28 protein-coding genes are annotated in these 26,537 nt (G+C 53.4%); 17 read left to right on the top strand and 11 right to left on the bottom strand.

Annotated features, from left to right (window positions below):
- Nucleotides 1-50 precede the first annotated feature (50 nt).
- The gene (locus NWV12_RS09935) at nt 51-1,712 is read left to right on the top strand and encodes a methyl-accepting chemotaxis protein (protein WP_048980435.1); all 1,662 of its coding nucleotides are present in this window, start codon (nt 51-53) and stop codon (nt 1,710-1,712) included.
- 27 nt (nt 1,713-1,739) lie between these two features.
- Here NWV12_RS09935 and smrA read toward each other — a convergent pair whose 3' ends face one another.
- Together smrA and NWV12_RS09925 are read right to left on the bottom strand one after the other, a co-directional pair.
- Nucleotides 1,740-2,303 (bottom strand): DNA endonuclease SmrA, encoded by a 564-nt coding sequence (gene smrA, locus NWV12_RS09930; RefSeq protein ID WP_047061681.1) that lies wholly within the window; start codon nt 2,301-2,303, stop codon nt 1,740-1,742.
- Between the two features lie 354 nt (nt 2,304-2,657).
- Nucleotides 2,658-3,569 (bottom strand): LysR family transcriptional regulator, encoded by a 912-nt coding sequence (locus tag NWV12_RS09925; RefSeq protein ID WP_048980433.1) that lies wholly within the window; start codon nt 3,567-3,569, stop codon nt 2,658-2,660.
- 175 nt (nt 3,570-3,744) lie between these two features.
- On the opposite strand from NWV12_RS09925, the gene NWV12_RS09920 reads away from it, so the two are divergent.
- The 7 genes from NWV12_RS09920 (at nt 3,745) to uspE (ending at nt 10,918) form a co-directional block, all read left to right on the top strand.
- Nucleotides 3,745-5,055, top strand: coding sequence for a M20 family metallo-hydrolase (locus NWV12_RS09920; RefSeq protein WP_048980417.1), 1,311 nt, complete (start codon nt 3,745-3,747; stop codon nt 5,053-5,055).
- Nucleotides 5,055-6,500, top strand: coding sequence for a M20 family metallopeptidase (locus NWV12_RS09915; protein WP_048980416.1), 1,446 nt, complete (start codon nt 5,055-5,057; stop codon nt 6,498-6,500). The genes NWV12_RS09920 and NWV12_RS09915 overlap by 1 nt, the downstream gene beginning before the upstream one ends.
- Before the next feature lie 41 nt (nt 6,501-6,541).
- Nucleotides 6,542-8,068, top strand: a complete 1,527-nt coding sequence (abgT, locus tag NWV12_RS09910) for a p-aminobenzoyl-glutamate transporter (protein WP_048980415.1) — start codon at nt 6,542-6,544, stop codon at nt 8,066-8,068.
- A 10-nt stretch (nt 8,069-8,078) separates the two neighbouring features.
- Complete coding sequence (gene ogt, locus NWV12_RS09905) at nt 8,079-8,594, top strand: methylated-DNA--[protein]-cysteine S-methyltransferase (protein WP_039262722.1); 516 nt, start codon at nt 8,079-8,081, stop codon at nt 8,592-8,594.
- Between the two features lie 183 nt (nt 8,595-8,777).
- Nucleotides 8,778-9,530 (top strand): fumarate/nitrate reduction transcriptional regulator Fnr, encoded by a 753-nt coding sequence (fnr, locus tag NWV12_RS09900; RefSeq protein ID WP_006174991.1) that lies wholly within the window; start codon nt 8,778-8,780, stop codon nt 9,528-9,530.
- A gap of 145 nt (nt 9,531-9,675) precedes the next feature.
- Nucleotides 9,676-9,858 (top strand): hypothetical protein, encoded by a 183-nt coding sequence (locus NWV12_RS09895; RefSeq protein WP_014883604.1) that lies wholly within the window; start codon nt 9,676-9,678, stop codon nt 9,856-9,858.
- Nucleotides 9,859-9,967: 109 nt separating this feature from the next.
- A complete protein-coding gene (gene uspE, locus NWV12_RS09890) occupies nt 9,968-10,918 on the top strand; it encodes a universal stress protein UspE (RefSeq protein WP_023335478.1) in 951 nt (316 codons plus the stop codon).
- 120 nt (nt 10,919-11,038) lie between these two features.
- On the opposite strand, the gene pntB is transcribed toward uspE, so the two are convergent.
- Nucleotides 11,039-12,427, bottom strand: a complete 1,389-nt coding sequence (gene pntB / locus NWV12_RS09885) for a Re/Si-specific NAD(P)(+) transhydrogenase subunit beta (protein WP_024909329.1) — start codon at nt 12,425-12,427, stop codon at nt 11,039-11,041.
- A gap of 10 nt (nt 12,428-12,437) precedes the next feature.
- Nucleotides 12,438-13,967 carry a Re/Si-specific NAD(P)(+) transhydrogenase subunit alpha gene (gene pntA, locus NWV12_RS09880; protein ID WP_048980411.1) on the bottom strand — a complete coding sequence of 510 codons (1,530 nt, stop codon included), beginning with the start codon at nt 13,965-13,967 and terminating at the stop codon, nt 12,438-12,440.
- Nucleotides 13,968-14,502: 535 nt separating this feature from the next.
- Between pntA and ydgH the strand changes: the two genes are divergently transcribed.
- The 3 genes from ydgH (at nt 14,503) to folM (ending at nt 17,777) form a co-directional block, all read left to right on the top strand.
- A complete protein-coding gene (gene ydgH / locus NWV12_RS09875) occupies nt 14,503-15,447 on the top strand; it encodes a DUF1471 family protein YdgH (RefSeq protein ID WP_033145347.1) in 945 nt (314 codons plus the stop codon).
- Nucleotides 15,448-15,632: 185 nt separating this feature from the next.
- Nucleotides 15,633-17,015, top strand: coding sequence for an amino acid permease (locus NWV12_RS09870; RefSeq protein WP_048980409.1), 1,383 nt, complete (start codon nt 15,633-15,635; stop codon nt 17,013-17,015).
- Nucleotides 17,016-17,054: 39 nt separating this feature from the next.
- Complete coding sequence (gene folM / locus NWV12_RS09865; protein ID WP_033145346.1) at nt 17,055-17,777, top strand: dihydromonapterin reductase; 723 nt, start codon at nt 17,055-17,057, stop codon at nt 17,775-17,777.
- Here the strand turns inward: folM and NWV12_RS09860 are convergent.
- Nucleotides 17,774-18,109: a GlpM family protein gene (locus NWV12_RS09860; RefSeq protein ID WP_028017326.1), complete on the bottom strand. Its 336-nt coding sequence runs from the start codon at nt 18,107-18,109 to the stop codon at nt 17,774-17,776. The genes folM and NWV12_RS09860 overlap by 4 nt on opposite strands.
- A gap of 128 nt (nt 18,110-18,237) precedes the next feature.
- Here NWV12_RS09860 and rstA point away from each other — a divergent pair, with 128 nt between their 5' ends.
- From rstA to NWV12_RS09845, 3 genes are all read left to right on the top strand, one after another.
- A complete protein-coding gene (gene rstA, locus NWV12_RS09855) occupies nt 18,238-18,954 on the top strand; it encodes a two-component system response regulator RstA (RefSeq protein WP_021241154.1) in 717 nt (238 codons plus the stop codon).
- 253 nt (nt 18,955-19,207) lie between these two features.
- Nucleotides 19,208-19,468 carry a hypothetical protein gene (locus NWV12_RS09850; RefSeq protein WP_048980408.1) on the top strand — a complete coding sequence of 87 codons (261 nt, stop codon included), beginning with the start codon at nt 19,208-19,210 and terminating at the stop codon, nt 19,466-19,468.
- 407 nt (nt 19,469-19,875) lie between these two features.
- A complete protein-coding gene (locus NWV12_RS09845) occupies nt 19,876-20,538 on the top strand; it encodes an SOS response-associated peptidase (protein WP_048980406.1) in 663 nt (220 codons plus the stop codon).
- Nucleotides 20,539-20,589: 51 nt separating this feature from the next.
- On the opposite strand, the gene cspF is transcribed toward NWV12_RS09845, so the two are convergent.
- Complete coding sequence (cspF, locus tag NWV12_RS09840) at nt 20,590-20,802, bottom strand: cold shock-like protein CspF (RefSeq protein WP_072058474.1); 213 nt, start codon at nt 20,800-20,802, stop codon at nt 20,590-20,592.
- A gap of 287 nt (nt 20,803-21,089) precedes the next feature.
- Here cspF and NWV12_RS09835 point away from each other — a divergent pair, with 287 nt between their 5' ends.
- Nucleotides 21,090-21,308 (top strand): cold shock domain-containing protein, encoded by a 219-nt coding sequence (locus NWV12_RS09835; protein WP_042719078.1) that lies wholly within the window; start codon nt 21,090-21,092, stop codon nt 21,306-21,308.
- A 242-nt stretch (nt 21,309-21,550) separates the two neighbouring features.
- On the opposite strand, the gene NWV12_RS09830 is transcribed toward NWV12_RS09835, so the two are convergent.
- Nucleotides 21,551-21,715 (bottom strand): YnfU family zinc-binding protein, encoded by a 165-nt coding sequence (locus tag NWV12_RS09830; protein WP_213729873.1) that lies wholly within the window; start codon nt 21,713-21,715, stop codon nt 21,551-21,553.
- Between the two features lie 148 nt (nt 21,716-21,863).
- On the opposite strand from NWV12_RS09830, the gene NWV12_RS09825 reads away from it, so the two are divergent.
- Together NWV12_RS09825 and NWV12_RS09820 are read left to right on the top strand one after the other, a co-directional pair.
- Complete coding sequence (locus tag NWV12_RS09825; protein ID WP_047652164.1) at nt 21,864-22,091, top strand: phage protein; 228 nt, start codon at nt 21,864-21,866, stop codon at nt 22,089-22,091.
- Nucleotides 22,092-22,262: 171 nt separating this feature from the next.
- Nucleotides 22,263-22,601 (top strand): hypothetical protein, encoded by a 339-nt coding sequence (locus NWV12_RS09820; protein WP_126327659.1) that lies wholly within the window; start codon nt 22,263-22,265, stop codon nt 22,599-22,601.
- 376 nt (nt 22,602-22,977) lie between these two features.
- Here NWV12_RS09820 and NWV12_RS09815 read toward each other — a convergent pair whose 3' ends face one another.
- The 4 genes from NWV12_RS09815 to NWV12_RS09800 all read right to left on the bottom strand — a co-directional run bounded on the left by NWV12_RS09815 (nt 22,978) and on the right by NWV12_RS09800 (nt 26,513).
- A complete protein-coding gene (locus NWV12_RS09815; protein WP_048980398.1) occupies nt 22,978-24,246 on the bottom strand; it encodes a Y-family DNA polymerase in 1,269 nt (422 codons plus the stop codon).
- A 2-nt stretch (nt 24,247-24,248) separates the two neighbouring features.
- Entirely contained in the window at nt 24,249-24,668 is a 420-nt protein-coding gene (locus NWV12_RS09810; RefSeq protein ID WP_048980395.1) for a translesion error-prone DNA polymerase V autoproteolytic subunit, read from the bottom strand.
- 151 nt (nt 24,669-24,819) lie between these two features.
- Complete coding sequence (locus tag NWV12_RS09805) at nt 24,820-26,217, bottom strand: phage tail protein (protein ID WP_096151461.1); 1,398 nt, start codon at nt 26,215-26,217, stop codon at nt 24,820-24,822.
- A gap of 56 nt (nt 26,218-26,273) precedes the next feature.
- Nucleotides 26,274-26,513, bottom strand: coding sequence for a cor protein (locus tag NWV12_RS09800; RefSeq protein ID WP_101744544.1), 240 nt, complete (start codon nt 26,511-26,513; stop codon nt 26,274-26,276).
- Nucleotides 26,514-26,537: the final 24 nt, after the last annotated feature.

Here is a 26,537-nt window from a genome sequence, read left to right as displayed (position 1 = left end):
ACGACGATAGTAATGAAGTAACCCTGCATCTTCTCTAACGGACGACCGCTATGCTGAAAAACCTGCACGTGATTACCGGTATTATCTTTGCCCTCACCATATTCTGTCTGCTGCAAGTTGTCACGGGAGGGTTGTTCTACTCTGCCGTCAGCAACGATCGCCATAACTTCCAGAATTCCGGCGTGCTCAATGCCCAGCAGGAAAGCCTGAGCGACAGCGTGAACACGCTGGTGAAAACGCGCGTCACCGTCACCCGCGTGGCGATCCGCTACCTGAAAAACCAGCGCGACCCGGCTTCCCTTGCGGCGATCAATAAGCTGCTTGGCACCGCAGCCGACTCGCTGGCAAAAGCCGAAGCCTATAACAAAGAGTGGCAGAAGCTGCCGCAGGTTAACGGCCAGGAGGCAACATTAACCGACGAGATGCAGAAGTCCTGGAACCAGATGCACGAAGTGATGCGCTTATCGATTGAGTATCTGCGTGCCGACAACTACCAGGCCTATGGCGATCTGGATGCCCAGCAGGCGCAGGACGAGATGGAAGCGGTCTATAACCGCTGGCGCGCCGAAAACAACACCCTGCTGAAGGCCGCAACCGAAGAGAACCAGAGCAGCTTCACGCAGATGCAGTGGACGCTGGCAACGATTCTGCTGGCCGTTATCGCGGTTCTGGTGGTCATCTGGCAGGGTTTACAGCACCTGCTGTTAAAACCCCTCCACTCCATTATGAACCATATTCGCGCCATTGCAGGGGGCGACCTGACGCAGGAGATCGCTATCTCCGGTCGCAATGAGATGGGCCAGCTGGCCGCGGGCCTGCATGAGATGCAACAGTCGCTGGTGACCACCGTCAGCGCCGTACGGGGAAGTACGGATTCCATCTACACCGGCGCAGGCGAAATTGCCGCAGGGAGCAACGATCTTTCCGCCCGCACCGAGCAGCAGGCCGCCTCGCTCGAAGAGACCGCCGCCAGCATGGAAGAGCTGACCGCGACGGTTAAGCAGAACTCCGATAACGCCCGTCAGGCCACGCTGCTGGCGAAAAACGCCTCTGAAACGGCCGCGCGCGGCGGTCACGTCGTGGATAACGTGGTTCGCACCATGAACGAAATCGCCGACAGTTCGCAGCAAATTGCGCATATTACCGGCGTGATCGACAGCATCGCGTTCCAGACCAACATTCTGGCGCTTAACGCCGCGGTGGAAGCGGCACGCGCCGGGGAACAGGGCCGTGGTTTTGCGGTTGTTGCAGGTGAAGTCCGTACGCTGGCGAGCCGCAGCGCGCAGGCGGCGAAAGAGATCAAAGGGCTTATCGAGAACTCCGTCAGCCGGGTGAATACCGGTTCTGAGCAGGTTAGCGAGGCTGGCACCACCATGAAGGAAATTGTCGCCGCCGTCACCCGCGTGACTGATATCATGGGTGAGATTTCATCAGCCTCTGACGAGCAGAGCCGCGGTATTGAGCAGGTGAGCCTGGCCGTTTCGCAGATGGACAGCGTGACGCAGCAAAACGCCGCGCTGGTGCAGGAGTCCGCCACGGCGGCTGCGGCACTGGAAGATCAGTCCGAGCAGCTGCGCCAGGCGGTAGCGGCGTTTCGTCTGAACGGCAAAGAAAAAGCGGTCGCCCCACGCCCCGCCAGTCTGAAAACGCCACAGCTGCTGCGTCCGGCAACGACAACCGCCTCCACCGACAGCAACTGGGAAACGTTCTAAGTCTCAGGCGGGCGAGAAGATCGCCCGCTAGCGGCTGCGCTTGGCGTGCCGCTCCCAGTTATCCCGTTTTGCCTCATCTGATTTTCGCAGTGAAACATAACATGCCCCGCTGCCGCCGTGATGCGGCAGCGCCACGCAGAAGGCCTGCACTTCCTCGAACTCCGTTAACCAGCGCGCCAGATAGCTGCGCACCACGTTGGGATGCGAGTTCTGCTCGCGCCCTTTCCCGTGAATGATGATCAGATTGCGTAACCCGTCGCGTCCGGCCTGGCGAATAAAAGAATAGAGCATCTGACGGCAGCGTTCGGCGGGCTGACGCAGGAGGTTTAAGCTGGCCTGGCGGGCATATTTCCCCGAGCGCAGCTTATCGATAACGCCCTGCTGTACCCCTTCGCGCTGGAACGCCAGCGGTTCTTCCAGGGGAAGCATGTCAAGAAAATCCAGCGTCAGGAAGTTATCCAGCTGTTCGCTATCCACCTCCTCGCGCGTCCGCGTATTGCGGCTGGGCTGCCAGTGAATATCCGCGCAGCGCTTCAGGGGCTGGACATCTTCCATGGCGTCAAGAAAAAATGATTTGTCGTCAGGGTTCATGGACATCCTCCGGCTGCATCTGAGGACTGTACTATACCTGCGCCAGAGACCGGCCTCAATCACCGTTACGGGGCAATGCGCGGCAATAATATTAACCTGATGAATATATATAGTAATTATTAAATAGATTTAAATAAGACTTAACTAAAATTTCAGCAAAGGTAAAATACGTGATTTATGTTAAAATTTCGTGAAATCAATCACTCGCCAGCCTTTCATTTTTCGGGAAAGGTGTTATACCTAAATATACCTGCCTCATGGAAATAATACCCAGGATTGGCGAAAGGACGCACTGCTGTGTGTACTATAGGGTCTGTCTGATGTCGGGCAGATCCTGTTTTTTTAATCTGCATTTCACGCGACGATTATTTTTCTCGCTTCCCTTCTGAACTGCGTAATTAATGACTCAGCAAGGGGCGTCTGACGTGAATCACGGCGCTGAATTAAATAATATGTTGCTTTAGGAAGCGATTCTACAACCGGCAGCATGACCAGACGGTGCGCCAGCAGCGGGTCACAGCCCAGCTCCTGCGGCAATATGCTTAAAAAATCACTTTGCGCGACCAGGCTAATACAGGAAGAAAATGTTTCGCAAACCACACCAATTCGCGGTATTTGCGAACGATCGCTAAATACCTCTTCTAATTGCTTATAATAACTTCCCCGCGGCGTCGGCATTGTCCAGTTATAATGCAGGAGTTCATTAATTGACGTTGCCCCCATTGCCGGATGCCCCTCCCGACAAAATACCGCAAACGGTTTTTCGAAGAGCTTTTCAAACGTAAATTCCTGGTCGTAAGGCCCCTGATAATAGGTGTTGATGGTGAAGTCCAGTTCGCCCTGGCGTAATTCATTGATCATCGACACCAGCTGCCCTTCCATAATCCTCACCTTGACCTGCGGATGCTGCGCATGAAAGCGGGTAATAACGGCGGGCATCAACGTGCGTGAAACGCTGGCCCCCATTCCGATGTTGATCTGCCCGGCCAGTTCCCCCTGCCGCTGACGGATGTCATCCTGCGCCGCGCGCAGCTCTTCCAGAATCAACCTGGCGCGCTGGTAAAAACCCTCACCGCATTCGGTCAACGCGACGCCTTTACTCCTGCGCACGAAAAGCTGCGCCGCCATGCCCTCCTCCAGCTCTTTGATGGATTTGGTCAGCGCCGGCTGGGAAAGATTCAGCGTCCTGCTGGCACCGCGAATGCTGCCCTGACGCGCAACCTCAACAAACGCCCGGATTTGATGAAATTTAATCTGGAATGTCATAGCCCGACCGATAACCGTTGTTTATCAGAGTAAAGAAACTGTCATCTACTTTAATGGAAAGGGATGTGCGAGGGTAATTACTGAACGGTTAAAACTGTGAAAAATCGGTTAGTGATAAGTAAAAACTATCACAGCGTGAAGCAGTTCACATATTTTAATGATGACAGGAACAGATATGGACACACTGGCGCAGTACATCCAGACATTATCCCCGCAGCTGAGCGCATGGCGTCGCGATTTTCACCATTTTGCGGAATCCGGCTGGGTAGAGTTTCGAACGGCCGCGAAAGTCGCGGAAATCCTCGATTCGCTGGGTTACGAACTGGCAATGGGCCGCGACGTCGTCGATGCCGAAAGCCGGATGGGGCTGCCCGATGCCGCTACCCTGGCGCAGGAGTTTGCCCGCGCGCGGGCGCAGGGCGCGCCTGAGAAATGGCTGGCGCCGTTTGAAGGCGGGTTTACCGGCATTGTGGCGACCCTCAATACCGGCCGCCCTGGACCGACCCTGGCGTTTCGCGTCGACATGGATGCCCTTGATTTAAGCGAAGCGCTGGATGAAAGCCATCGCCCGTTCCGCGACGGGTTTGCCTCCTGCAACGCGGGCATGATGCACGCCTGCGCGCACGACGGCCACACCGCTATTGGTCTGGGGCTGGCGCAGGTGCTTAAGCAGAATGACGCACAGCTCAACGGCACCATCAAGCTGATCTTCCAGCCAGCCGAAGAAGGCACCCGCGGCGCGCGCGCCATGGTTGCCGCCGGGGCGCTGGACGACGTGGACTATTTTACGGCCATCCATATTGGTACCGGCGTCCCTGCCGGAACGGTGATTTGCGGCAGCGATAACTTTATGGCCACCACCAAGTTCGACGTGAACTTTACCGGCGTTGCCGCACACGCGGGCGGTAAGCCGGAGGACGGACGTAACGCCCTGCTCGCCGCCGCGCAGGCCGCCCTCGCCCTGCACAGCATCGCCCCGCACAGCGACGGCGCCTCCCGGGTAAACGTCGGGGTGATGCAGGCGGGCAGCGGACGCAACGTAGTGCCCGCCAATGCCCTGATAAAGGTTGAAACCCGCGGTGAAAGCGAAGCGATTAATCAGTACGTCTTTGAACGCGCGCAGGCGGTTATTACCGGCGCAGCGGCGCTCTACGGCGTGAGCGCCGAGATGCGCCTGATGGGTGCCGCGACGTCCAGCGCGCCGACACCGGCGTGGGTTGATTACCTGCGCGAACAGGCGAGCCAGGTTTCCGGGGTTATTCACGCCATCGACAAGGTGAAAGCGCCAGCGGGTTCCGAAGACGCCACGCTGATGATGGCCCGCGTGCAGGAGAACGGCGGCATGGCGTCCTATATGGTGTTCGGCACGGATTTGAGCGCCGGACATCACAACGAAAAATTCGACTTCGATGAGCAGGTCATGGCGATTGCCATTGAAACGCTGGCGCGAACTGCGCTCAATTTCCCGTGGACGCGAGGTGTGTAATGCAGGAGAACTACGCTTTTATTGCCGATGCGATCGACATGCGATGTCGGACGTTAACCGATATTGCCGACGCGATCTGGGATCGTCCTGAAACCCGCTTTGAAGAGTTCTGGTCCGCCGAGCGGCTCGCCAGCGAGCTTGAGGCCGAGGGCTTCACGCTGACGCGCGAGGCCGGCGGTATTCCAAATGCCTTTATCGCCAGCTTCGGCAGCGGGAAACCGGTCATCGCCCTGCTGGGCGAATACGACGCGCTGGCCGGGCTAAGCCAGCAGGCGCACTGCGCGACGGCGCAATCCGCCACGCCGGGAGCCAACGGCCACGGCTGCGGGCATAACCTCTTAGGCACCGCGGCGCTTGCGGGCGCGGTGGCGGTGAAAAGCTGGCTGGAGCAGCACGGCGGCAGCGGAACGGTGCGTTTTTATGGCTGTCCCGGCGAGGAAGGTGGCTCCGGGAAAACCTTTATGGTGCGCGAAGGCCTGTTTGATGACGTCGATGCCGCCGTCACCTGGCACCCGGAAGCCTACGCCGGGATGTTTAACGTCAGCACGCTGGCAAATATTCAGGCCGCCTGGCGTTTTCACGGCGTGGCGGCACACGCGGCCAACTCCCCCCATCTGGGACGCAGCGCGCTCGACGCCGTGACGCTGATGACCACCGGCACCAACTTCCTTAACGAACACATCATTGAGAAAGCGCGCGTCCATTATGCCATTACCGATACCGGCGGGATTTCGCCCAACGTGGTGCAGGCGCAGGCGGAGGTGCTGTACCTGATCCGCGCCCCGGAGATGGCCGATGCGCAGCAGATCTACGAACGCATCGAGAAAATCGCCCAGGGCGCAGCGATGATGACCGAAACCACCGTCGAGTGCCGCTTTGATAAAGCCTGCTCCAGCTACCTGCCGAACCGCACGCTTGAAGCAGCGATGTATCGCGCGTTGCAGCACTACGGCACGCCGCTCTGGACGGAGGAAGAATGCGCCTTCGCCCGCGAGATCCGCGCCACCCTGACGCCCAACGATCTGCAAAACAGCCTGAAAAATATTGCCGCAACGGGGGGAGACGCGGGTAAAGCCTTTGCCCGGCGCCATCAGGAGACGCTGCTGGTGGATGAAGTCGCGCCCTATGCCATCACCGACAATGTGCTGGCGGGTTCAACCGACGTGGGCGACGTCAGCTGGAAAATGCCGGTCGCCCAGTGCTTCAGCCCCTGCTTTACCGTCGGCACGCCGCTGCACACCTGGCAACTGGTGGCGCAGGGCCGTACCTCCATTGCCCACAAAGGCATGCTGCTGGCCGGAAAAGTGATGGGCGCAACCGCGCTCAATCTGCTGCAGGACGCGGCGCTGCTGAAAAAATGCCGTGAAGAGTTCGAACAACAAATACAAGAAAAACCGTACGTGTGTCCGATCCCACAGGGCGTGACACCGTCACCTTTAAAATAAAAAAACACAACACAACAACACAACACTCCCGAGGAACGCCCATGAGTATGTCATCCATACCTTCGCATTCCCCATCCGGTAAGCTCTATGGCTGGGTTGAAAGGATCGGCAATAAAGTACCGCACCCTTTCCTGCTGTTTATCTATCTGATTGTGATTTTAATGGTCGCCACCGCCGTGCTCTCCGCCTTTGACGTGAGCGTGCGCAGCCCGGCTGACGGCAGCCTGGTGGCGGTAAAAAACCTGCTCAGCGTTGACGGGCTGCACTGGTTTTTACCCAACGTCATCAAAAACTTCAGCGGCTTCGCCCCGCTGGGCGCCATTCTGGCGCTGGTGCTGGGCGCCGGGCTGGCTGAACGCGTGGGCTTGCTGCCCGCATTAATGGTGAAGATGGCTTCTCACGTCAGCGCGCGTTACGCCAGCTATATGGTGCTGTTTATCGCCTTCTTCAGCCATATCTCCTCAGACGCCGCGCTGGTGATCATGCCGCCGATGGGCGCGCTGATTTTCCTCGCCGTCGGGCGTCATCCCGTGGCGGGCCTGCTGTCGGCGATTGCGGGCGTGGGCTGCGGATTTACCGCTAACCTGCTGATCGTCACCACCGACGTGCTGCTCTCTGGCATCAGCACGGAGGCGGCGAAGACCATTGATACGGCAATGCACGTCAGCGTGATCGACAACTGGTACTTTATGGCGAGCTCAGTGATTGTCCTGACGATTGTCGGCGGGCTGATTACCGATAAAATCATCGAGCCGCGGCTGGGTAAATGGGAAGGCCGTAGCGATGAAAAGCTGGAAACCCTGAGCAAAGAGCAGCGCTTCGGCCTGCGCGTGGCGGGCGTTGTCTCGCTGGCCTTTATCGCGCTGGTGGCGCTGATGGTGGTGCCGGAAAACGGCATCTTGCGCGATCCGGTTAAACATACCGTCCTGCCGTCGCCGTTTATTCAGGGCATCGTGCCGCTGATTATCCTCTTCTTCTTTGTCGTTTCGCTCGCCTACGGTATCGCGACCGGTAAGATCCGCCGTCAGGGCGATCTGCCGCAGCTGATGATCGAGCCGATGAAAGAGATGGCGGGATTTATCGTGATGGTGTTCCCGCTGGCGCAGTTTGTGGCGATGTTTAACTGGAGCAACATGGGCAAGTTTATGGCCGTGGGCCTGACCGACGCGCTGGAGGCGGCCGGGCTAAGCGGCGTACCGGCGTTTGTCGGCCTGGCGCTGCTGTCATCCCTGCTGTGCATGTTTATCGCCAGCGGCTCCGCCATCTGGTCGATTCTGGCCCCGATCTTCGTACCGATGTTTATGATGCTGGGTTTTCATCCTGCGTTTGCCCAGATCCTGTTCCGCATCGCGGACTCCTCGGTGATTCCGCTGGCGCCGGTTTCGCCGTTTGTTCCGCTGTTTTTAGGCTTCCTGCAGCGCTATAAACCCGAGGCCAAACTGGGTACCTACTATTCGCTGGTTCTACCCTACCCGCTTATCTTTTTAGGGGTATGGCTGGTGATGCTGGTGGCATGGTATCTTGTCGGCCTGCCGATTGGGCCGGGGATTTACCCGAGGCTGAACTAAAGGAATGAGGATGCTGAGATTACTCGAAGATAAGATTGCGACGCCGCTCGGGCCGCTGTGGGTGATCGCGGACGAGCAGTTCTGCCTGCGCGCCGTCGAATGGGAAGAGCACAGCGACCGGATGGAAGAACTGCTCAATGTTCACTACCGCTCGCAGGGGTATGAACGTATCCGCGCCACCAACCCGGGCGGGCTGAGCGACAAGCTTGCCGCCTACTTCGAAGGCGATCTCAGCATCATTGATACTCTGCCAACCGCCACGGCAGGCACGCCTTTTCAGCGCGAAGTGTGGCAGGCGCTGCGGTCCATTCCCTGCGGACAGGTCATGCATTACGGCCAGCTCGCGGAACAGCTAGGCCGCGCAGGCGCCGCACGCGCGGTGGGTGCCGCCAACGGCTCTAACCCGGTCAGCATCGTGGTGCCGTGCCATCGCGTCATTGGCCGCAACGGCACCATGACAGGCTATGCCGGCGGCGTGCAGCGAAAAGAGTGGTTGCTGCGTCACGAAGGGTATCTCCTGCTCTAGCTCCCAGGCTTTTTGTGCTTAATTTTCTACCGGTTAGGCTAAAAATCCATAATCAAGCTGTGGAATTTCAAGAAGATGGCGACACGTTGCCGTCTCTTGTCCTTATTGAGGGTTTGTCAGGCTTACGTACTTACCAAAAAGATGTTAAAATTGACCAATATCAATTAAGGCTTGAGCAAACCTATGATCCCGGAAAAGCGAATTATACGACGCATTCAGTCTGGCGGTTGTGCTATCCATTGCCAGGATTGCAGCATCAGCCAGCTCTGTATCCCGTTTACCCTGAATGAGCATGAACTCGATCAGCTTGATAATATCATCGAGCGCAAAAAGCCTATTCAGAAAGGGCAGACGCTGTTTAAAGCGGGAGACGAACTGAAATCGCTCTATGCTATCCGTTCTGGCACCATCAAGAGCTACACCATCACCGAACAAGGTGATGAGCAGATCACCGGCTTCCATCTGGCGGGCGACCTGGTGGGCTTTGATGCCATCGGCACGGGCCATCACCCGAGCTTTGCTCAGGCACTCGAAACCTCAATGGTTTGCGAAATCCCGTTTGAAACCCTGGACGATCTGTCCGGTAAGATGCCTAACCTGCGTCAGCAGATGATGCGTCTGATGAGCGGTGAGATCAAAGGCGATCAGGACATGATTCTGCTGCTTTCTAAAAAGAACGCTGAAGAGCGCCTGGCCGCGTTTATCTACAACCTCTCCCGCCGCTTCGCCGAGCGTGGCTTCTCGCCGCGTGAATTCCGTCTGACGATGACGCGTGGCGATATCGGCAACTACCTGGGTCTGACCGTGGAAACCATCAGCCGTCTGCTGGGCCGTTTCCAGAAAAGCGGGATGCTGGCCGTTAAAGGTAAATACATCACTATCGAAAACGGTGAAGCGCTTGCCGTTCTTGCCGGGCACGCCCGCAACGTGGCGTAACTCTCCGCATGTTGATGACCAGACCATAAATTCTTGTGATTTATTGGTCTGGTATAATCACTTCTGTTTCAAGAAATTTTCACCGTAGCACGTCCCCACACAGCGCCCGAAAGGTTCTCGTTGAGGTTATGAATTGAGAGAAAGTTTGTTTTTCGTTTCAGTCGTGATTGCCTCTGTGACCTTTATCTTCATCTGGATCATGCTTGTCGGCCCGATGAAGGGGGAAGAAAAAACCTACGTCCAGGATTCCACGACCTTTGCGATAGCGGTGATGGTGCTGCTGTTTATTGCGTTTATCGCGGTGACGACGACGGTACTTTTCCTCTGATAAATTTTCATGAAATATTGATCTGGCAAAACCTCCCCTCTGTTTCATTCAGGATATATAGGTTACTCTTTTAATTACAGACTGTGGTGACAGTAGTAAGGAGACCTGTATGGCCAAGTATCAAAACATGCTGGTAGCTATCGATCCGAATCAGGACGATCAGCCGGCATTACGACGTGCTGTGTATTTACATCAACGGATTGGTGGCAAAATCAAAGCGTTTTTGCCGATCTATGACTTCTCGTATGAGATGACCACCCTTCTGTCGCCTGACGAGCGCACCGCTATGCGTCAGGGCGTCATCAGCCAGCGTACCGCGTGGATCCGTGAACAGGCGAAGTATTACCTGGAAGCGGGCGTGCCCATTGATATTAAAGTGGTCTGGCATAACCGACCTTTCGAAGCCATCATCCAGGAAATTGTCGCCGGTGGGCACGACCTGCTGCTGAAGATGGCGCACCAGCACGACAAGCTGGAATCCGTGATCTTCACTCCGACCGACTGGCACTTGCTGCGCAAATGCCCTTGCCCGGTCTGGATGGTGAAAGACCAGCCATGGCCTGAAGGCGGGAAAGCCGTTGTGGCGGTAAACCTCGCGAGCGAAGAGGATTACCACAATTCGCTGAACGAGAAGCTGGTGAAGGAGACCATCCAGCTTGCTGACCAGGTGAATCATACCGAAGTGCATCTGGTGGGCGCCTATCCGGTCACCCCGATTAACATTGCCATTGAGCTGCCTGAATTTGACCCGAGCGTGTACAACGACGCGATCCGCGGTCAGCATCTGCTGGCCATGAAAGCGCTGCGCCAGAAATTCAGCATCGATGAGAAAATGACCCACGTGGAAAAAGGCCTGCCTGAAGAGGTGATCCCGGACCTGGCGGAACACCTGCAGGCGGGGATTGTGGTGCTGGGCACCATTGGCCGAACCGGTATTTCTGCCGCCTTCCTCGGCAATACCGCAGAACAGGTGATCGACCATCTGCGCTGCGACCTGCTGGTCATTAAGCCGGATGAGTATCAGACGCCGGTTGAGCTGGACGATCCTGAAGACGATTAACGCCTGACGCCCGGCGGCGCAGGCTTGCCGGGCCTACAAAACCGTAGGCCGGGTAAGCGTCAGCGCCACCCGGCAATAAAAAAACCGCCGAATTCGGCGGTTTTTTCGTTTCAACGCAACTTACAGTGATTTCAGAATCGCATCCACGCTGGCTTTAGCATCGCCGAACAGCATGTGGGTGTTCTCTTTGAAGAACAGCGGGTTCTGAACCCCGGCATAGCCGGTATTCATGGAGCGTTTGAAGACGATCACGTTCTGCGCCTTCCACACTTCCAGAACAGGCATACCGGCGATTGGGCTACCCGGGTCGTCCTGTGCAGCAGGGTTAACGGTATCGTTGGCGCCAATGACCAGCACGGTGTCGGTGTCGGCGAAATCATCGTTGATCTCATCCATTTCCAGCACGATGTCGTATGGCACTTTCGCTTCCGCCAGCAGTACGTTCATGTGGCCTGGCAGACGCCCTGCCACAGGGTGAATACCAAAGCGAACCTTGATGCCCCGCGCGCGCAGCTTCTCGGTGATTTCCGCAACCGGATACTGCGCCTGCGCCACCGCCATGCCGTAGCCCGGAGTGATGATCACGGAGTGCGAGTTTTTCAGCATGTCTGCGGTATCTTCCGCTGAAATTTCACGGTGCTCCCCCACTTCTTCATCCGCACTGGAAGAAGACCCATCGGTCCCGAAACCACCGGCGATAACGCTGATGAACGAGCGGTTCATCGCCTTACACATGATGTAAGACAGGATCGCACCGGAAGAACCCACCAGCGCACCGGTGACGATCAGCAGGTCGTTGCTCAGCATAAAGCCTGCCGCCGCTGCCGCCCAACCCGAGTAGGAGTTCAGCATCGAGACAACCACCGGCATATCCGCACCGCCGATGGACGCCACAAGGTGCCAGCCGAACGCCAGCGCGATGATGGTCATCACCAGCAACGCCAGTACCTGCAGACCGACGCTTTCGGTACGCACGAAGACCACCAGCAGTACAAACGACACCACCAGCGCCGCCAGATTCAGCTTATGACGGTTTGGCAGCATCAGCGGTTTAGAGGAGATCTTCCCGCGCAGCTTGCCGAACGCCACAATAGAGCCGGTGAAGGTCACCGCACCGATGAAGATACCGAGGAACACTTCCGTCAGGTGGATGTTAACCAGAATCGGTTCCAGACCCGGTTCGTGATACAGGTAGCTGTTGAAGCCCACCAGCACTGCAGCCAGACCCACGAAGCTGTGCAGAATGGCAACCAGCTCCGGCATCTCGGTCATTTCAACGCGTTTTGCCAGGCGAATACCAATCGCGCCGCCGATGATCATCGCTACCAGGATCCACGCCACGTTGCCGGTATCCGGCCCGAAGATGGTGGCAATCAGCGCAATCGCCATCCCGGCGATACCAAAGTTATTACCCTGCTGAGACGTTTCGTGTTTGGAAAGCCCCGCCAGACTGAAAATAAACAGGATTGCAGCAACAATATATGCAGCTGTCACTAATCCTCCAGACATATGCTACCCCTTAGCCTTTACGAAACATTTTCAGCATGCGCTGAGTCACGGTGAAACCACCGAAAATATTGATACTGGCGATCAGCACCGCGATAAAGCTCAGGAGGCTGATCCAGCCGCCGTGACCAATCTGCAGTAACGCCCCGACCACGATGATCCCGGAGATGGCGTTAGTTACCGACATCAGCGGCGTATGCAGCGCATGGGAGACGTTCCACACCACGTAGTAGCCCACGACGCAGGAGAGCGCGAAGACGGTAAAGTGGCCGAGGAACTCTTTTGGTGCGACGTCAGCCAGCCAGCCGAACAGAATAATCACCAGCGCCATGATCGCGTATTTGCGCCACGGAGAAGCCGGTTTGGCGGGTTCTTTTGGCTCAGGCGCCGCTTTCGTTGCCGCCTGAGGCTGAGCAGAAACCTGAATAGGCGGCGCAGGCCAGGTAATTTCACCTTCACGGACCACCGTGACGCCGCGCACAACAACATCGTCGAAATCAACGGTGACGTTGCCGTCTTTCTCTTTGCAAAGCAGCTTCAGCAGGTTGACGAGGTTGGTGCCGTAGAGCTGAGAAGACTGCGTAGGCAGACGGCCCGGCAGATCGGTATAACCGATCACCTTCACGCCGTTAGCGGTTGTGGTTACCTGATTTGGAACGGTATATTCACAGTTACCGCCGTTTTGGGCGGCCAGGTCGACAATCACGCTGCCCGGCTTCATGGAGTCAACCATCTCACGGGTGATCAGCTTCGGCGCCGGTTTACCCGGGATAAGCGCAGTGGTGACAATAATGTCGACATCTTTCGCCTGAGCGGCGAAGAGTTCCATTTCGGCTTTGATAAAGGCTTCGGACATTACCTTCGCGTAACCATCGCCGCTGCCTGCTTCTTCCTTGAAGTCCAGTTCAAGGAATTCGGCGCCCATACTCTGGACCTGTTCTTTTACTTCAGGACGGGTGTCAAAGGCGCGTACGATAGCGCCCAGGCTGTTTGCCGCACCGATTGCGGCAAGGCCCGCCACGCCTGCGCCAATCACCATCACTTTCGCCGGAGGGACTTTACCCGCGGCGGTGATTTGACCGGTAAAGAAGCGACCAAACTCGTGGGCTGCTTCAACAATGGCGCGGTAGCCGGCAATGTTTGCCATGGAGCTTAAGGCATCCAGCGACTGCGCGCGCGAAATGCGCGGCACGGAGTCCATTGCCATCACGGTCACGCCGCGGGCCGCCAGCTTCTCCATCAGCTCCGGGTTTTGCGCAGGCCAGATGAAGCTCACCAGGGTCGTTCCCGGATTCAGCAGCGCAATCTCATTCTCTTCCGGTGCGTTGACCTTCAGAATCACCGGCGACTGCCAGACGTCAGCACCGTCGACCACTTCCGCGCCAGCCTGGATAAAGGCCTCGTCATCGAAACTCGCCAGTTTGCCCGCGCCGCTTTCAACCGCGACCGTAAAACCCAGTTTAAGCAGTTGCTCCACCGTTTTCGGTGTTGCCGCTACGCGGGTTTCATTGGCTAACCGTTCTTTTGGTACCCCAATACGCATAGTTTTCCCTTCCATCGGTTTTTGATGATGGTTTATCGATAAATGCCCGCGGTTTGTATCAATTTTCGCCATCGCGCGAGCGACGAGAGATGATTAACCCCGGAAAATAAAACAGTAACAAACTGTCTATAACCTACTGAAAATAGCGCCCGTGATCTACCGCCAGAAAACACTATTTCTTACTTTATCTGTGAAAAATAAGCGATCGGCGTCACTGACAGTGATATTTACCTTAAATTCACTGCCAGAACCGATAAATCGCGCAAGCGAAGCGGTAAAAACATGATATAGCGCCATAAGAGAACAACTTGTTAACATTAAATTAACTTGTAAAAGTCATATGCTTTATCAGTTTTACTTGTCAAACGCGTGTTTTTTCAACATATCACTAAATGTTATCGAATTCGGTGATTCAGTAAGCACAGGCAGTGAAAAATGGCGCAGACAGCGACGGGTTTTAAATGCAATAATCGGGACCGTCTCAAATTAACAACAATACCAGTACATGGTTTGCGCAAGGCGAAGGATCATTTTTATGAAGCTTAAGAACACACTCCTGGCGTCCGCACTTCTTTCCGCGACCGCCCTGTCTGCGAATGCCGCAACAGAGTTAACGCCGGAGCAAGCGGCAGCGTTAAAACCTTTTGACCATACGGTCATTGTGGGTCGTTATAATTCTATTGGCGACGCCGTCGCCGCTGCATCAAAAGCCGCTGACAAAAACGGGGCGGCCTCGTTTTATGTCGTTGACCAGTCCGATTACGGCAACAGCGGTAACCTGCGCGTAACTATCGCGCTGTTCAAAGACAATGCGCCAAAAGCTGACGCACCGAAAAACCGCGTGATCAACGGTGTTGTTGAACTGCCGAAAGATCAGGCGATTGAGCTGGAACCTTACGACACCGTCACCGTTCAGGGCTTCTATCGCAGCCAGCCTGAAGTGAACGATGCCATCACCAAAGCCGCGAAAGAGAAAGGGGCCTACTCTTTCTTCATCGTGCGTCAGGTCGATGCTAACCAGGGTGGCAACCAGCGTATTACCGCGTTCATCTATAAAAAAGATGCGAAAAAACGTGTTCTGCAGAGCCCGGATGCCATCCCGGCAAATTCAGAAGCAGGTCGCGCGGCGATAGCGAAAGGCGGCGAAGCAGCGAAGAAAGTTGAAATTCCAGGCGTAGCAACGACGGCTGCCCCAAGCGCTGAAGTGGGACGTTTCTTCGAAACGCAGTCCACGAAAGGTGGCCGTTACTCCGTTACGCTGCCTGACGGTACCAAAATTGAAGAGCTGAACAACGCCACTGCAGCGCAGATGGTGCCGTTCGACAGCATCAAGTTTACCGGCAACTACGGCAACATGACGGAAGTCTCTTACCAGGTCGCGAAGCGTGCGGCGAAGAAAGGGGCGAAGTACTACCACATCACCCGCCAGTGGCAGGAACGTGGTAACAACGTGACCATCAGCGCCGATCTGTACAAGTAACAAAATCGTTGACGAAAGGCGGCGCAATGCCGCCTTTTTTTGTTACTTTTTTTGAATTTCTGCCTCACGTCATTGCATGCATTCGTTACACTCCGTAAAATCCCGCGCCTTAGTGTGATCCACCATTTTTATGCGCCTGAGCGAAATAATTATTCTGGATTTTGACCTTTCATAACAGGAAGCCAATGGAAAAGAAACTTGGCCTGAGTGCTCTGACTGCACTCGTTTTAAGCTCAATGCTGGGTGCGGGTGTATTCAGTTTGCCGCAAAATATGGCGGCCGTTGCCAGCCCTTCCGCGCTCATCATTGGCTGGGGCATTACGGGTGTCGGCATACTGCTGCTGGCCTTCGCGATGCTGCTGCTCACCCGCATTCGCCCGGATCTGGACGGCGGCATTTTCACCTATGCGCGTGAAGGTTTCGGCGAGCTGATTGGCTTCTGTTCCGCGTGGGGATACTGGCTATGTGCCGTTATCGCCAACGTCTCCTACCTGGTGATCGTCTTCTCAGCGCTCAGTTTCTTTACCGATACGCCTGAGCTGCGCCTCTTTGGCGATGGAAATACCTGGCAGTCTATTGTGGGCGCCTCGGTGTTGCTGTGGTTCGTCCACTGGCTGGTGTTGCGTGGCGTACAAACGGCCGCCAGCATCAACCTGGTGGCGACGCTGGCGAAACTGGTTCCGCTCGGCCTGTTTATCGTTCTGGCCTTTATTGCGTTCCGTATGGACATCTTTAAGCTCGATTTCACCGGTATCGCGCTGGGCGTGCCCGTCTGGGAGCAGGTGAAAAACACGATGCTGATTACCCTGTGGGTGTTCATCGGCGTTGAAGGCGCGGTCGTGGTTTCTGCCCGGGCCAGGAATAAACGCGATGTGGGCCGCGCCACGCTGCTGGCAGTTCTGGCCGCGCTGGGGGTCTATCTGCTGGTCACGCTGCTGTCGCTGGGCGTGGTGGCGCGTCCTGAACTGGCTGAAATGCGTAACCCGTCAATGGCGGGCCTGATGGTGAAAATGCTCGGCCCCTGGGGCGACGTGGTGATTGCCGCAGGGCTGATCGTCTCCGTCTGCGGCGCTTACCTTAGCTGGACCATCATGGCGGCTGAAGTGCCGTTCCTGGCCGCAACGCACAAGGCGTTTCCACGACTGTTCGCCCGTCAAAACCAAAACAGCGCGCCGTCGGCATCGCTCTGGCTGACCAACATCAGCGTTCAGGTCTGTCTGGTGCTGATCTGGCTCACAGGTTCAGACTATAACACCCTGCTGACCATCGCCTCGGAGATGATTCTGGTACCCTATTTCCTAGTGGGTGCGTATCTGTTAAAAATTGCCACACGCCCGGCGCATTATGTCGTGGGTGTTGGAGCCTGTATTTACGGCCTGTGGTTGTTGTATGCTTCCGGGCCTATGCATCTGCTGCTGTCGGTAGTGCTGTACGCACCGGGTCTGCTGGTCTTTATCTACGCCCGCCGCACGCATCAGCTGGAGAACGCGCTGAAGCGCCGTGAGATGGCATTAATTGGACTGTTACTGGTTGCTGCCCTACCGGCAACCTGGATGTTAATGGGATAGCATCGCCTTTCCCATTGTTGAACTGTAAAGGAGAATACGATGGGAAATGCACCGCTTCGCCCAATACTGATTACCGGTGGAGGCCGCCGTATCGGCCTCGCCCTCGCCCATCACTTTCTCAACCTTCGCCATCCGGTCATTGTCAGCTACCGTACGGAATACCCGTCGATTGAAGGGTTACGCAAAGCCGGGGCGGTCTGCATTCAGGCTGATTTTTCGACCGATGAAGGCATTCTGGCTTTCGCGGAAAAGGTAAAAGCCACCACGACGGGACTGCGCGCCGTGATCCATAACGCCAGCGCATGGCGTGCCGAAAAACCCGGTACGTCACTCAGCGAAACGCTCTCCGCCATGCTGCAGATCCACGTCAATGCGCCTTATCTGCTTAACCACGCTCTGCAGGATCTGCTGCGCGGCCATGGGCACGCGGCGGGCGACATTATTCACTTCACCGATTATGTGGTGGAGCGCGGCAGCGACAAGCACATCGCCTACGCGGCCAGTAAAGCCGCACTGGATAATATGACGCGCTCGTTCGCTCGCAAGCTCGCGCCCGAGGTGAAGGTAAACGCCATCGCTCCGGCGATGATTTTGTTTAACGAAAACGATGATGCGGAGTATCGCCAGCAGGCGCTGAATAAGTCGCTCATGAAAATCGCGCCGGGCGAGAAAGAGGTGATCGACCTTGTGGATTACCTGCTCACCAGCTGCTACGTGACGGGCAGAACCTTTGCCGTGGACGGCGGACGCCCGCTGCGCTAGTGAAAGCGGCTCCAGAAGAAAATTAACACCCAGGCGCTGAGTCCCCAGCAGACCACCGCCCCGCTCAGCGCCAGGGGAAGACGCAGAAAACCGGTGAAATACCACAGCGAAAGCAGGTAGAGAAAATACGGAATGATAGACCACATGCCAAACACGATAGTCGTGCGTAACGCTTCCGTGCCCCGCTCAGAAGCCACGATATAGTGGGCAATTAGCGCAAAGGTCGGGAACAGCGGGATTAGCCCGGCAATATAGTAGTTTTTCGTTTTTGCCAGAATGCCAATCAGTAACACCACCAGCGCGCCCAGTGCGGCTTTGATCACCAGCCCCATACTTTTCCCTATAACAATCAAATAACAATAAGAGCCAGAATAACGGAACCGGCGTTAATTTTGAAAGATTAATGGAAGGTTAAGGTTCCGCGGTGTATGTTGGCTTTTTTTACGAAAACAGACGCTGTATGAATAAGATTGTTTATGTTGAAGACGAACCCGAGGTCGGGCAACTGATCGCCGCCTATCTGGGTAAACATGATATGGACGTCATTGTTGAACCTCGCGGCGATCGTGCCGAAGAGGTGGTCGTCCGTGAAAACCCGGATCTGGTACTGCTGGATATTATGTTGCCAGGCAAAGACGGCATGACGCTCTGCCGTGACCTGCGCGCCCGTTGGGAGGGCCCTATCGTCCTGCTCACCTCACTGGACAGCGATATGAACCACATTTTGTCGCTGGAGATGGGCGCCAATGACTACATTCTGAAAACCACACCGCCTGCCGTCCTGCTTGCCCGCCTGCGCCTGCATTTGCGCCAGCACGCCAGCATCGAACGCGAAGCGCCCGCGCCCTCTCTGACGCCGCACAAAGCGATGCGCTTCGGTACGCTGTCTATTGACCCCATTAACCGCCAGGTGCTGCTCTCCGGCGAGCTTATCGCCCTCTCCACCGCAGACTTTGACCTGCTGTGGGAGCTGGCAACGCACGCCGGGCAAATCATGGACCGCGACGCGCTGCTGAAAAACCTGCGTGGCGTGAGCTATGACGGAATGGACCGCAGCGTTGACGTGGCGATTTCGCGCCTGCGCAAAAAGCTGCAGGATAACGCTACCGAGCCCTACCGCATTAAAACCGTGCGTAACAAGGGTTATCTGTTTGCTCCGCACGCCTGGGAAACCTGATTCCGTTACCTGGCTAGTATAACGTGCGCGAAATGAAGGTATTACGCAGCAATGCCCTCTCTTTCGCGCGTTTATTTTTACGTTTGCGCAACAATTAACTTGCTAAGCACGCGAACTATCCCATACTTAAATCTTCATCCATCCTTTCTACAGCCAGCACTGCCCCGGCGACATGCAGACTCTTTTTTCACCGTGAAGCTCTCACGATACCTCTCCCATAAAATCTTGAAATGAGGATTTAAGCCCATGAAATATGTATAGCTACAGTCAGGTAGAAGCCATCAAAACCAATCTGGAATGGATTGCTAATCAGGCCGCGCTTAACCATCCTTCTCCCTCGCGCCCCGATCAAAAAGCGCTCTTTGATATCCTTGAGCTCATCCAGACTTACGAAATACTTCTGGATTTAATTAACGAATTCGGTACCGATGTGATTGATATGCACATTGCGGAAGGACTGGCCGTAACGGAAACACTCATCGCCAAGTTAAAAAACAGCGCGATTGCCATGTAACACGTTTCACAGACATGAAAATATCGACGGGTTTTTATGTATATTCTGCATGTAGCGTTTTTTTGGTGAGATTCAATGAAAAGCTGTTTGTGCAGTTTTAGTGTGCAGAAAAACCCCAACTCATTGAAATGGACATACTTATTATGTTTTCAATAAGTTAGCCCGAAACGTTTAACGGACATCTACGGACATTCACGGTCTTTTTTGTGCCCCTTTTGGTGTCCCTCCTTCAAAATGCCCCCAAATTTGCCCCCAAAATCCCCCTATTTTGCATAGCTCCTTCCAGTTTCGTAACACACCGCTGTACGAACTCCATTCTCTTCAGGAGAATCGCCCCGAATACGTTTGTAAGACTTAACCAGCGCGCTACTTTTTCTCCCTGCCCTATTGACTAACTGGAGGTTTCTATGTGTGGACGTTTTGCACAAGCACAAACACGTGAAGAATATCTGGCTTACCTGGCCGACGAAGCCGATCGTGACATTGCCTATGACCCGGAACCTATTGGCCGGTACAACGTGGCGCCAGGTACTAAAGTCCTGCTGCTGAGCGAACGCGACGAGCAATTACACCTCGATCCGGTATTCTGGGGCTATGCGCCCGGGTGGTGGGATAAGCCCGCGCGCGTCGAAACTGCGGCCACAAGTCGAATGCTTAAACTTTTGTGGGAACATGGCCGAGCGATCTGCTTTGCCGATGGGTGGTTTGAATGGAAGAAAGAAGGCGACAAGAAACAGCCCTACTTCATTCACCGGGCAGACGGTCAGCCTATTTTCATGGCTGCAATCGGCAGCACGCCGTTCGAGCGCGGCGATGAATCGGAAGGTTTCCTGATAGTGACATCTGCAGCTGACAAAGACCTGGTGGATATTCATGACCGCCGGCCACTGGTTTTGTCAGCAGTAGCAGCAAGGGAATGGATGCGTCAGGACGCTGGAGGGAAAGAAGCTCAAGAGATAGCGGCCGACGGCGCTGTACCAACCGACAAGTTTATCTGGCATGCTGTGGCCCGTGATGTTGGAAATGGAAAAAATCAGGGGAGAAAATTGATAGAACAAACAGATATATAATCTGCAGTGCTTTTGATGCGCACTTTATATTTGGTTCAATATTATCTTACTTTAAGAAAGAAATATATTTGCAGCCATCGGACCACTAAGTCCATTTATACGATAAAATTCAACACGAACACCTGGCTTTAACGTTTGGCTTTCACTATTACTTAATGCAGAAACATGCAAAAAAACATCTTTTCTGCCATCTGATGGGATAATCAATCCCTTTCCGCTCTTGAAGTCAAAACTTTTGACAATTCCTGTCATTTTACGAGACAAATATTTTCCTAATGGTAATCCAGATTTCACTATACAGGATCAGTTAATAATAGCTAACACTATTTTAACGGCCTTCTAGAAGGCTAAGATAAAATTTGCTTAATCATTCAACACGTGCCTTAATGGTTTGGCTGATTCGGTGCGATGATGAATCTAACTTTTCCAAAAGCCGTTCTCATAACTAGGTGTTATCTCTGATATCCCTCCTCTTGAGTCCATACATATACCAGCATACGTTTCTTATCATGAGCTTGCTTGTCAGTTTGAAATGTTCAAACGGAGTTTGTATGTCATCTAAAATCATAGGTCTTGTTAAGTGGTTTAACGAAGATAAGGGGTTTGGCTTTATCTCCCCACTCGATGGAAGTAAAGATGTTCTTGTTCACACTTCTTCCCTGCTGGGAGAAACATTTAATACTCTTTTTGAAGGACAAAAAGTCAAATTCGCTATCATAGCTGGAACTAAAGGTCCAATCGCTGCCAATGTAACACTTTGCGATAGATAATTTTTAGATGGTTTGCTTAAGCCAGCATGACTTTATCAGTGAAAGGTGATGTTCGGTTACTCACATCATTACAACAGGCCAGCATATTTACTTACCATCAAGTTTGCTGACCGATGTGATGAAATGCAGGACTGCTGCATGAACAGTCTCAAAGCAGAAGCTAACTGCTTATAAAATACTAAAGTGCGTAAGAGGTTAGGCAGCCTCCAAAAGCATCACTTCTTATTTTTTTAATAATTTTTTTAGAAGCGCTGGGAAGATTTGAACAAAGCACAGCAGTATGGGCACACCAACTGAGCCCCCTTTTGTACACGATTGTAACTATGTTCGGAATCTTTTGAGCAGTTTGGACAAGGACATTTTACTAAATAATTTCGGCGGAATTGAGTGTTTTTACGTGCAGACATAGACTTCTCCAGTTCAAATGGACCGTTACAGTACACGTTAAGAAAGTATAATGCTTGTTTTAATTTCGAAAGAGGCAAAAAAAATGAACAAACAGAACCCTTTCGACCACCTGCAGGGGCTAGAAACCCGCAAAATACATGGTGATATATGAAAAAAGTAATCATTTTTTTTAATGGTAAGCCAAGTAAAGTTATCACTGTGCTTAAAGGTGTGACATCAATACGCGAAGAATATCCTAATGGAGAAGTGATAAACCTTCAGATAATGTCAGCAGGTTTTCCCTCTTTAACAGGTGACCATGAAGTGGTCCATGTGGCATCAGATCGAGAACTTACCTCTCAGGAAATATTAGATGCGGCGCAGAAGTATCTTTGACGCTAGGGATTCAACGCCGACATTCATGAAATCATTATTATAACTACGTTTAATTATTATAGCCTGCTTAACGCAGGTTTTTTTACCCCCACACAAAAATTTATAATTAAGACATGTACATCCAACACCATGGCAATATGACTTTATTGCTGAGGCAACCATAAGGCTTCCATGAAAATCCTGCATTACACAGTATTAATAGTTCTTGAAGCCCCATTCTCAGATAATAATATCAACCCTCTTATCTTGGGTCTCTTACATGACCGGAACTATTCAAGTAAGTCAAACCGAGGTGTCAAACTTCCATCCCATGCATTCATTGGTTCAGAGGGTCAGGCAGTTTTAGAGTGGGAGTCTGAAAAAGATGGAGCAGAAAAACTAAAAAAAAGACTCTACCAGATGCTGCATGGAATTACACGTTTAGAAAAATCTCCCACAGCAATTTTTCTAATGATTTGCCCAGAAGATAAAACCTTAACCTTTGTCTCAAGACTTAAAGTAAAAAAATGAACATCGATATTTTAACCTTCACCATCTGAAAATTCCGTGACCGTGAAAACCGCGAAAGAAAATCATGAGGCACATCAGTAAATATTGTATCATTTGCTAAGCATTGCTGTTACATTCGGTTTAATGATGAATCCTCCTCAGCGGCAGGGCTAATTAACCTGATGATTTGTATATCCAGCGGCTCATCGTGAATTTCTGAAGCAGCGAGTCACGAGTGGTTAGTTCAATGACTCACCGGGAGGCACCCTGCATCATACCCATAAGCCCCTGTATAATTGCAGGGGCTTATTTACATTACAAAAGCATAGTAGTAGGCATATTAATCTTAATACTCATAGCCGATAATTAGGTTCGAATGAATATACCGTTTAAAGGATCATCTAACTTTTATTAGGTCTGAATACCTCGTAGTATATCGTGGAGATAACATATCCCGTTTCATCTGCCACTGCTGCTGTATGCCCTGCCCGGCAAAATAAAGCGTTCCCTTTCCATCTTTCCCGTTCAGATAATCCAGAACTTCCATCAGCCTCTCGCTACCAGCACGCGGCGCGTTCTCATCGAACAGGTTGAGCTGGGCCACGCCTTGGCTGAAAAAATCCCCAAGCATGATCCCTGCCTTCTGGTACCGGTGGCCATCCTTCCAGATTTTGTCCAGGCACTTTACAGCGGCGTTGATGATGTCGCGTGAATCCTGAGTGGGGGTAAGAAGCTTCATGGACGCACTGTTACCGTAATACGGCTCGTTAAACGCAAAGGGAGAGGTTTTCACGAACGCAGAGATAAAGCGGCAGTACTGATGTTCACCCCGCAGTTTTTCAGCACCACGGGCAGCATAGCTGCAGATAGCCTGGCGCATCTGTTCATACTCAGTAACGCGTTCGCCGAATGACCAGCTGCAGACGATTTCCTGCTTAGCTGGTGCAAACTCCTCCAGATCCAGACATGGTTCGCCGCGCAGCTCCCGGACAGTTCGCTCCAGGACGACATTGAAGTGCTTTCGAATAATCCACGTACTCTGCTCTGAGAGGTCGAGAGCCGTTTTGATGCCCATGACGTTCAGCTTCTTACTGATGCGCCTGCCGACGCCCCAGACGTCCTCCACCGGAACCAGAGCAAGCAGTCGGCGCTGGCGATCGATATTGGACAGGTCCACTACCCCGCCCGTCTGGCGTTGCCATTTCTTGGCAGCGTGGTTTGCGAGCTTGGCCAGTGTCTTTGTCTGGGCAATGCCAACCCCGACAGTCAGGTGTGTACGCTTAAGAACTGTTGCGCGGATCTCTTTCCCGAAGTCAGTCAGGTCCCGGCAGTTGCGAACGCCAGTCAGGTCGCAAAAAGCTTCGTCGATGCTGTAAATTTCGACTCTGGGACTCATCTCCTCCAGCGTCGTCATTACCCGGTTCGACATGTCAGCGTAGAGCTCGTAGTTACTGCTGAAACAAACAACACCAGCGCGCCGGAATAGCTCTTTTTGCTTGAAGAATGGCTCACCCATGGTAATTCCAGCGACCTTAGCCTCGGCACTGCGCGCGATTACGCAGCCATCATTATTCGAGAGCACGACCACCGGCCGCCCCCTCAAATCAGGTCGAAACACCGTCTCGCATGATGCGTAGAACGAATTCACATCACAGAGAGCAAACATATTCAGCTCGCAGCTTTAACGATGAAAGTCACGACGCCGAATACATCGAGCGTGTCTTCGCTTCCGACTATGATCGGAGAGTAAGCGCTGTTCATCGGCATGAGCTGGACGGTCGGGCGCAGCTGCAATCGCTTAACAGTGAACTCCCCTTCCACCGCGGCAATGACAATATCACCGTGCTCAGCAGTGCGTGAGCTGTCCACCACCAGCAGATCACCGTCGCTGATCCCGGCTTCGATCATTGAATCACCCGCGGCTTTAACGAAGTATGTGGAGCTCGGGTGAGCGACAAGTAACTCATTGAGATCGATACGCTGTTCAACGTAATCAGCAGCGGGGCTTGGGAAACCACACTGTACTAAGTCACTGAAAAGCGGAAGAGCGATAATTTCTCGCAGTTCTGTTGGCCTGATGAGTTCCATTGCACACACCTCAAATACTGTTTTTATATACAGTAGTTTTATTTGTAAGTGTCCGCAAGATGGAGACCCTACCGTCTCTGCTTAAAGCTTCGCCGTTTCGTTTCTAAGTTTCTCACGCGCTTCGAATTATGCCGTTTGTAAATTTTTCAACTTAAGTCGGGGCTGTCTCAGCAACTTTATTTTTTTGGTTGAATAAACAATCAGTCGGCATTTCTACCCGAACGCAGACGAACTGATCAGCAGGGATATCAACAGGATCTCCATCGTTTATACCGTCCTGTTCGTTCCTGGCGAATGCTGGTGCATCAGAGTGTGTACGATGATAGGTTTTGACCAACACAGAACCATCGGCATTAACCTCATAATCCAGCCAAATCAGCGGTTGTTTATTCCGGTCTGTGGGAATCTCAAACCCTCCGTCGATACCGCCCCAGGCAGCGTCTGAATTGAGTGATTCACACCCATCAATGAGATATTGGCCTACATCCAGACGAGTGACCGTAACGCCTTCTGATTCATCGTTAGTTTCATATCGTCCGTCACCGTAAATCTTCACAATTGGTGACGCGATTTTGATAAACCCGTTGCTATCTACGGTTGTGTTGCTTGTATCACGCACTACGGCGAGATTGTACCAGGACTGAGAGTTGGGGTTATAAACCTTATAACCGAACCCACGTTTACCATTATTGTCGCCATAAAAACCTATTAGTTGCATTCGGGCGGCTTCATCGGCAGAAGTAATATCAATCCATGCCCCTACGGCTCCACCTTCAACCTGGCCAGTAATAAAACCGGTACTGTTTTTCCAGTAAATGTTCGTCGGTGTATCACCAGGCGCAAACCGTGCTGTCTTTTGTCTTATGGCTCCAATATTAGTACAGGCTCCCCAGTAATCTCCGGTGGTTGCACCCGTTCCACCATAACGGGTTCCGAGTGGTACCGGATTACCATTATCCGAAACAACGACGCCCCATTCGTCTTTTCGTACGACAAGCGCATGATCCTGCGACGGGCCATAGACGATGCTCTGATCTTCCTGGGTAACGAATGTGCCTAAACCGAGGTTCGTGCGAGCGCCTGATGCGGTTGTCGATCCGGTACCGCCCTGATTAACTGGTACAGCCCCGCCGCTCTTAGTCGCCATATTTTCTGACAGATACTTCCATGATGGGCCGGTGAAGATAGTACCGTCTGGCAGCTTCACTGTGATATTTCCAGCGGCGCTGTAAACCTGCTGCCAGTTCTGTTTGTCGTAATTCAGTCCACGCAGCGCTTCAGCACTTTGCGCCACCAGCGCAGCAGTTACCATGTTCAGCGCCACGCGCGGGACCGCTGACCAGGCAGCGCCGGATTGCGTTGGCCCGGTGAAGTTGCTGACAAGCGTGAGCTGCGTGCCACTGTCGACTGTTTTCACTGGCAGCGTATAGGGCACACCGCTCACAGTTGAGACAATGAAGTCACCTGCGGCAAGTTCGGTAGTAAAAGAGGTTCCGGAACCGCCAACAATAGCGGAACCATTTGTCAGAGTTATTGTTCCTTCCGACATATAGGACTCCTTAATTCAGAAAATAAAAAACCCGCCGAAGCGGGTTTTCGTGTTGTTCATTTTGAACAGGTCGACCTGGTGAAGTTGTTTTTGCTTACCCATCGCCAGTTGAAGGGGTAGCCTGCCCTATATTCTGTCTGATTAGCTACTTTACGCACGCCGTAAATCTGCACCGACTCTTCATTTCCCCCGATCAATGCGGTGGCTTCGCAAACGGGAGTTTGTTTCTCGATAAGGGGTGACGAGCAAGCGGAAAGGAGACAGAATAGAAGTGCACAGCCAATTAAAGGTTTCATCATTCATCCCTGAGAAAAATAAAC

Origin of the sequence: Enterobacter sp. Crenshaw (assembly GCF_024734705.1) — a bacterium.
Taxonomy (GTDB): domain Bacteria; phylum Pseudomonadota; class Gammaproteobacteria; order Enterobacterales; family Enterobacteriaceae; genus Enterobacter; species Enterobacter asburiae_B.
The sequence above is the reverse complement of the archived record's forward strand: the minus strand, read 5'-3'. Positions and strand labels throughout refer to the sequence as shown.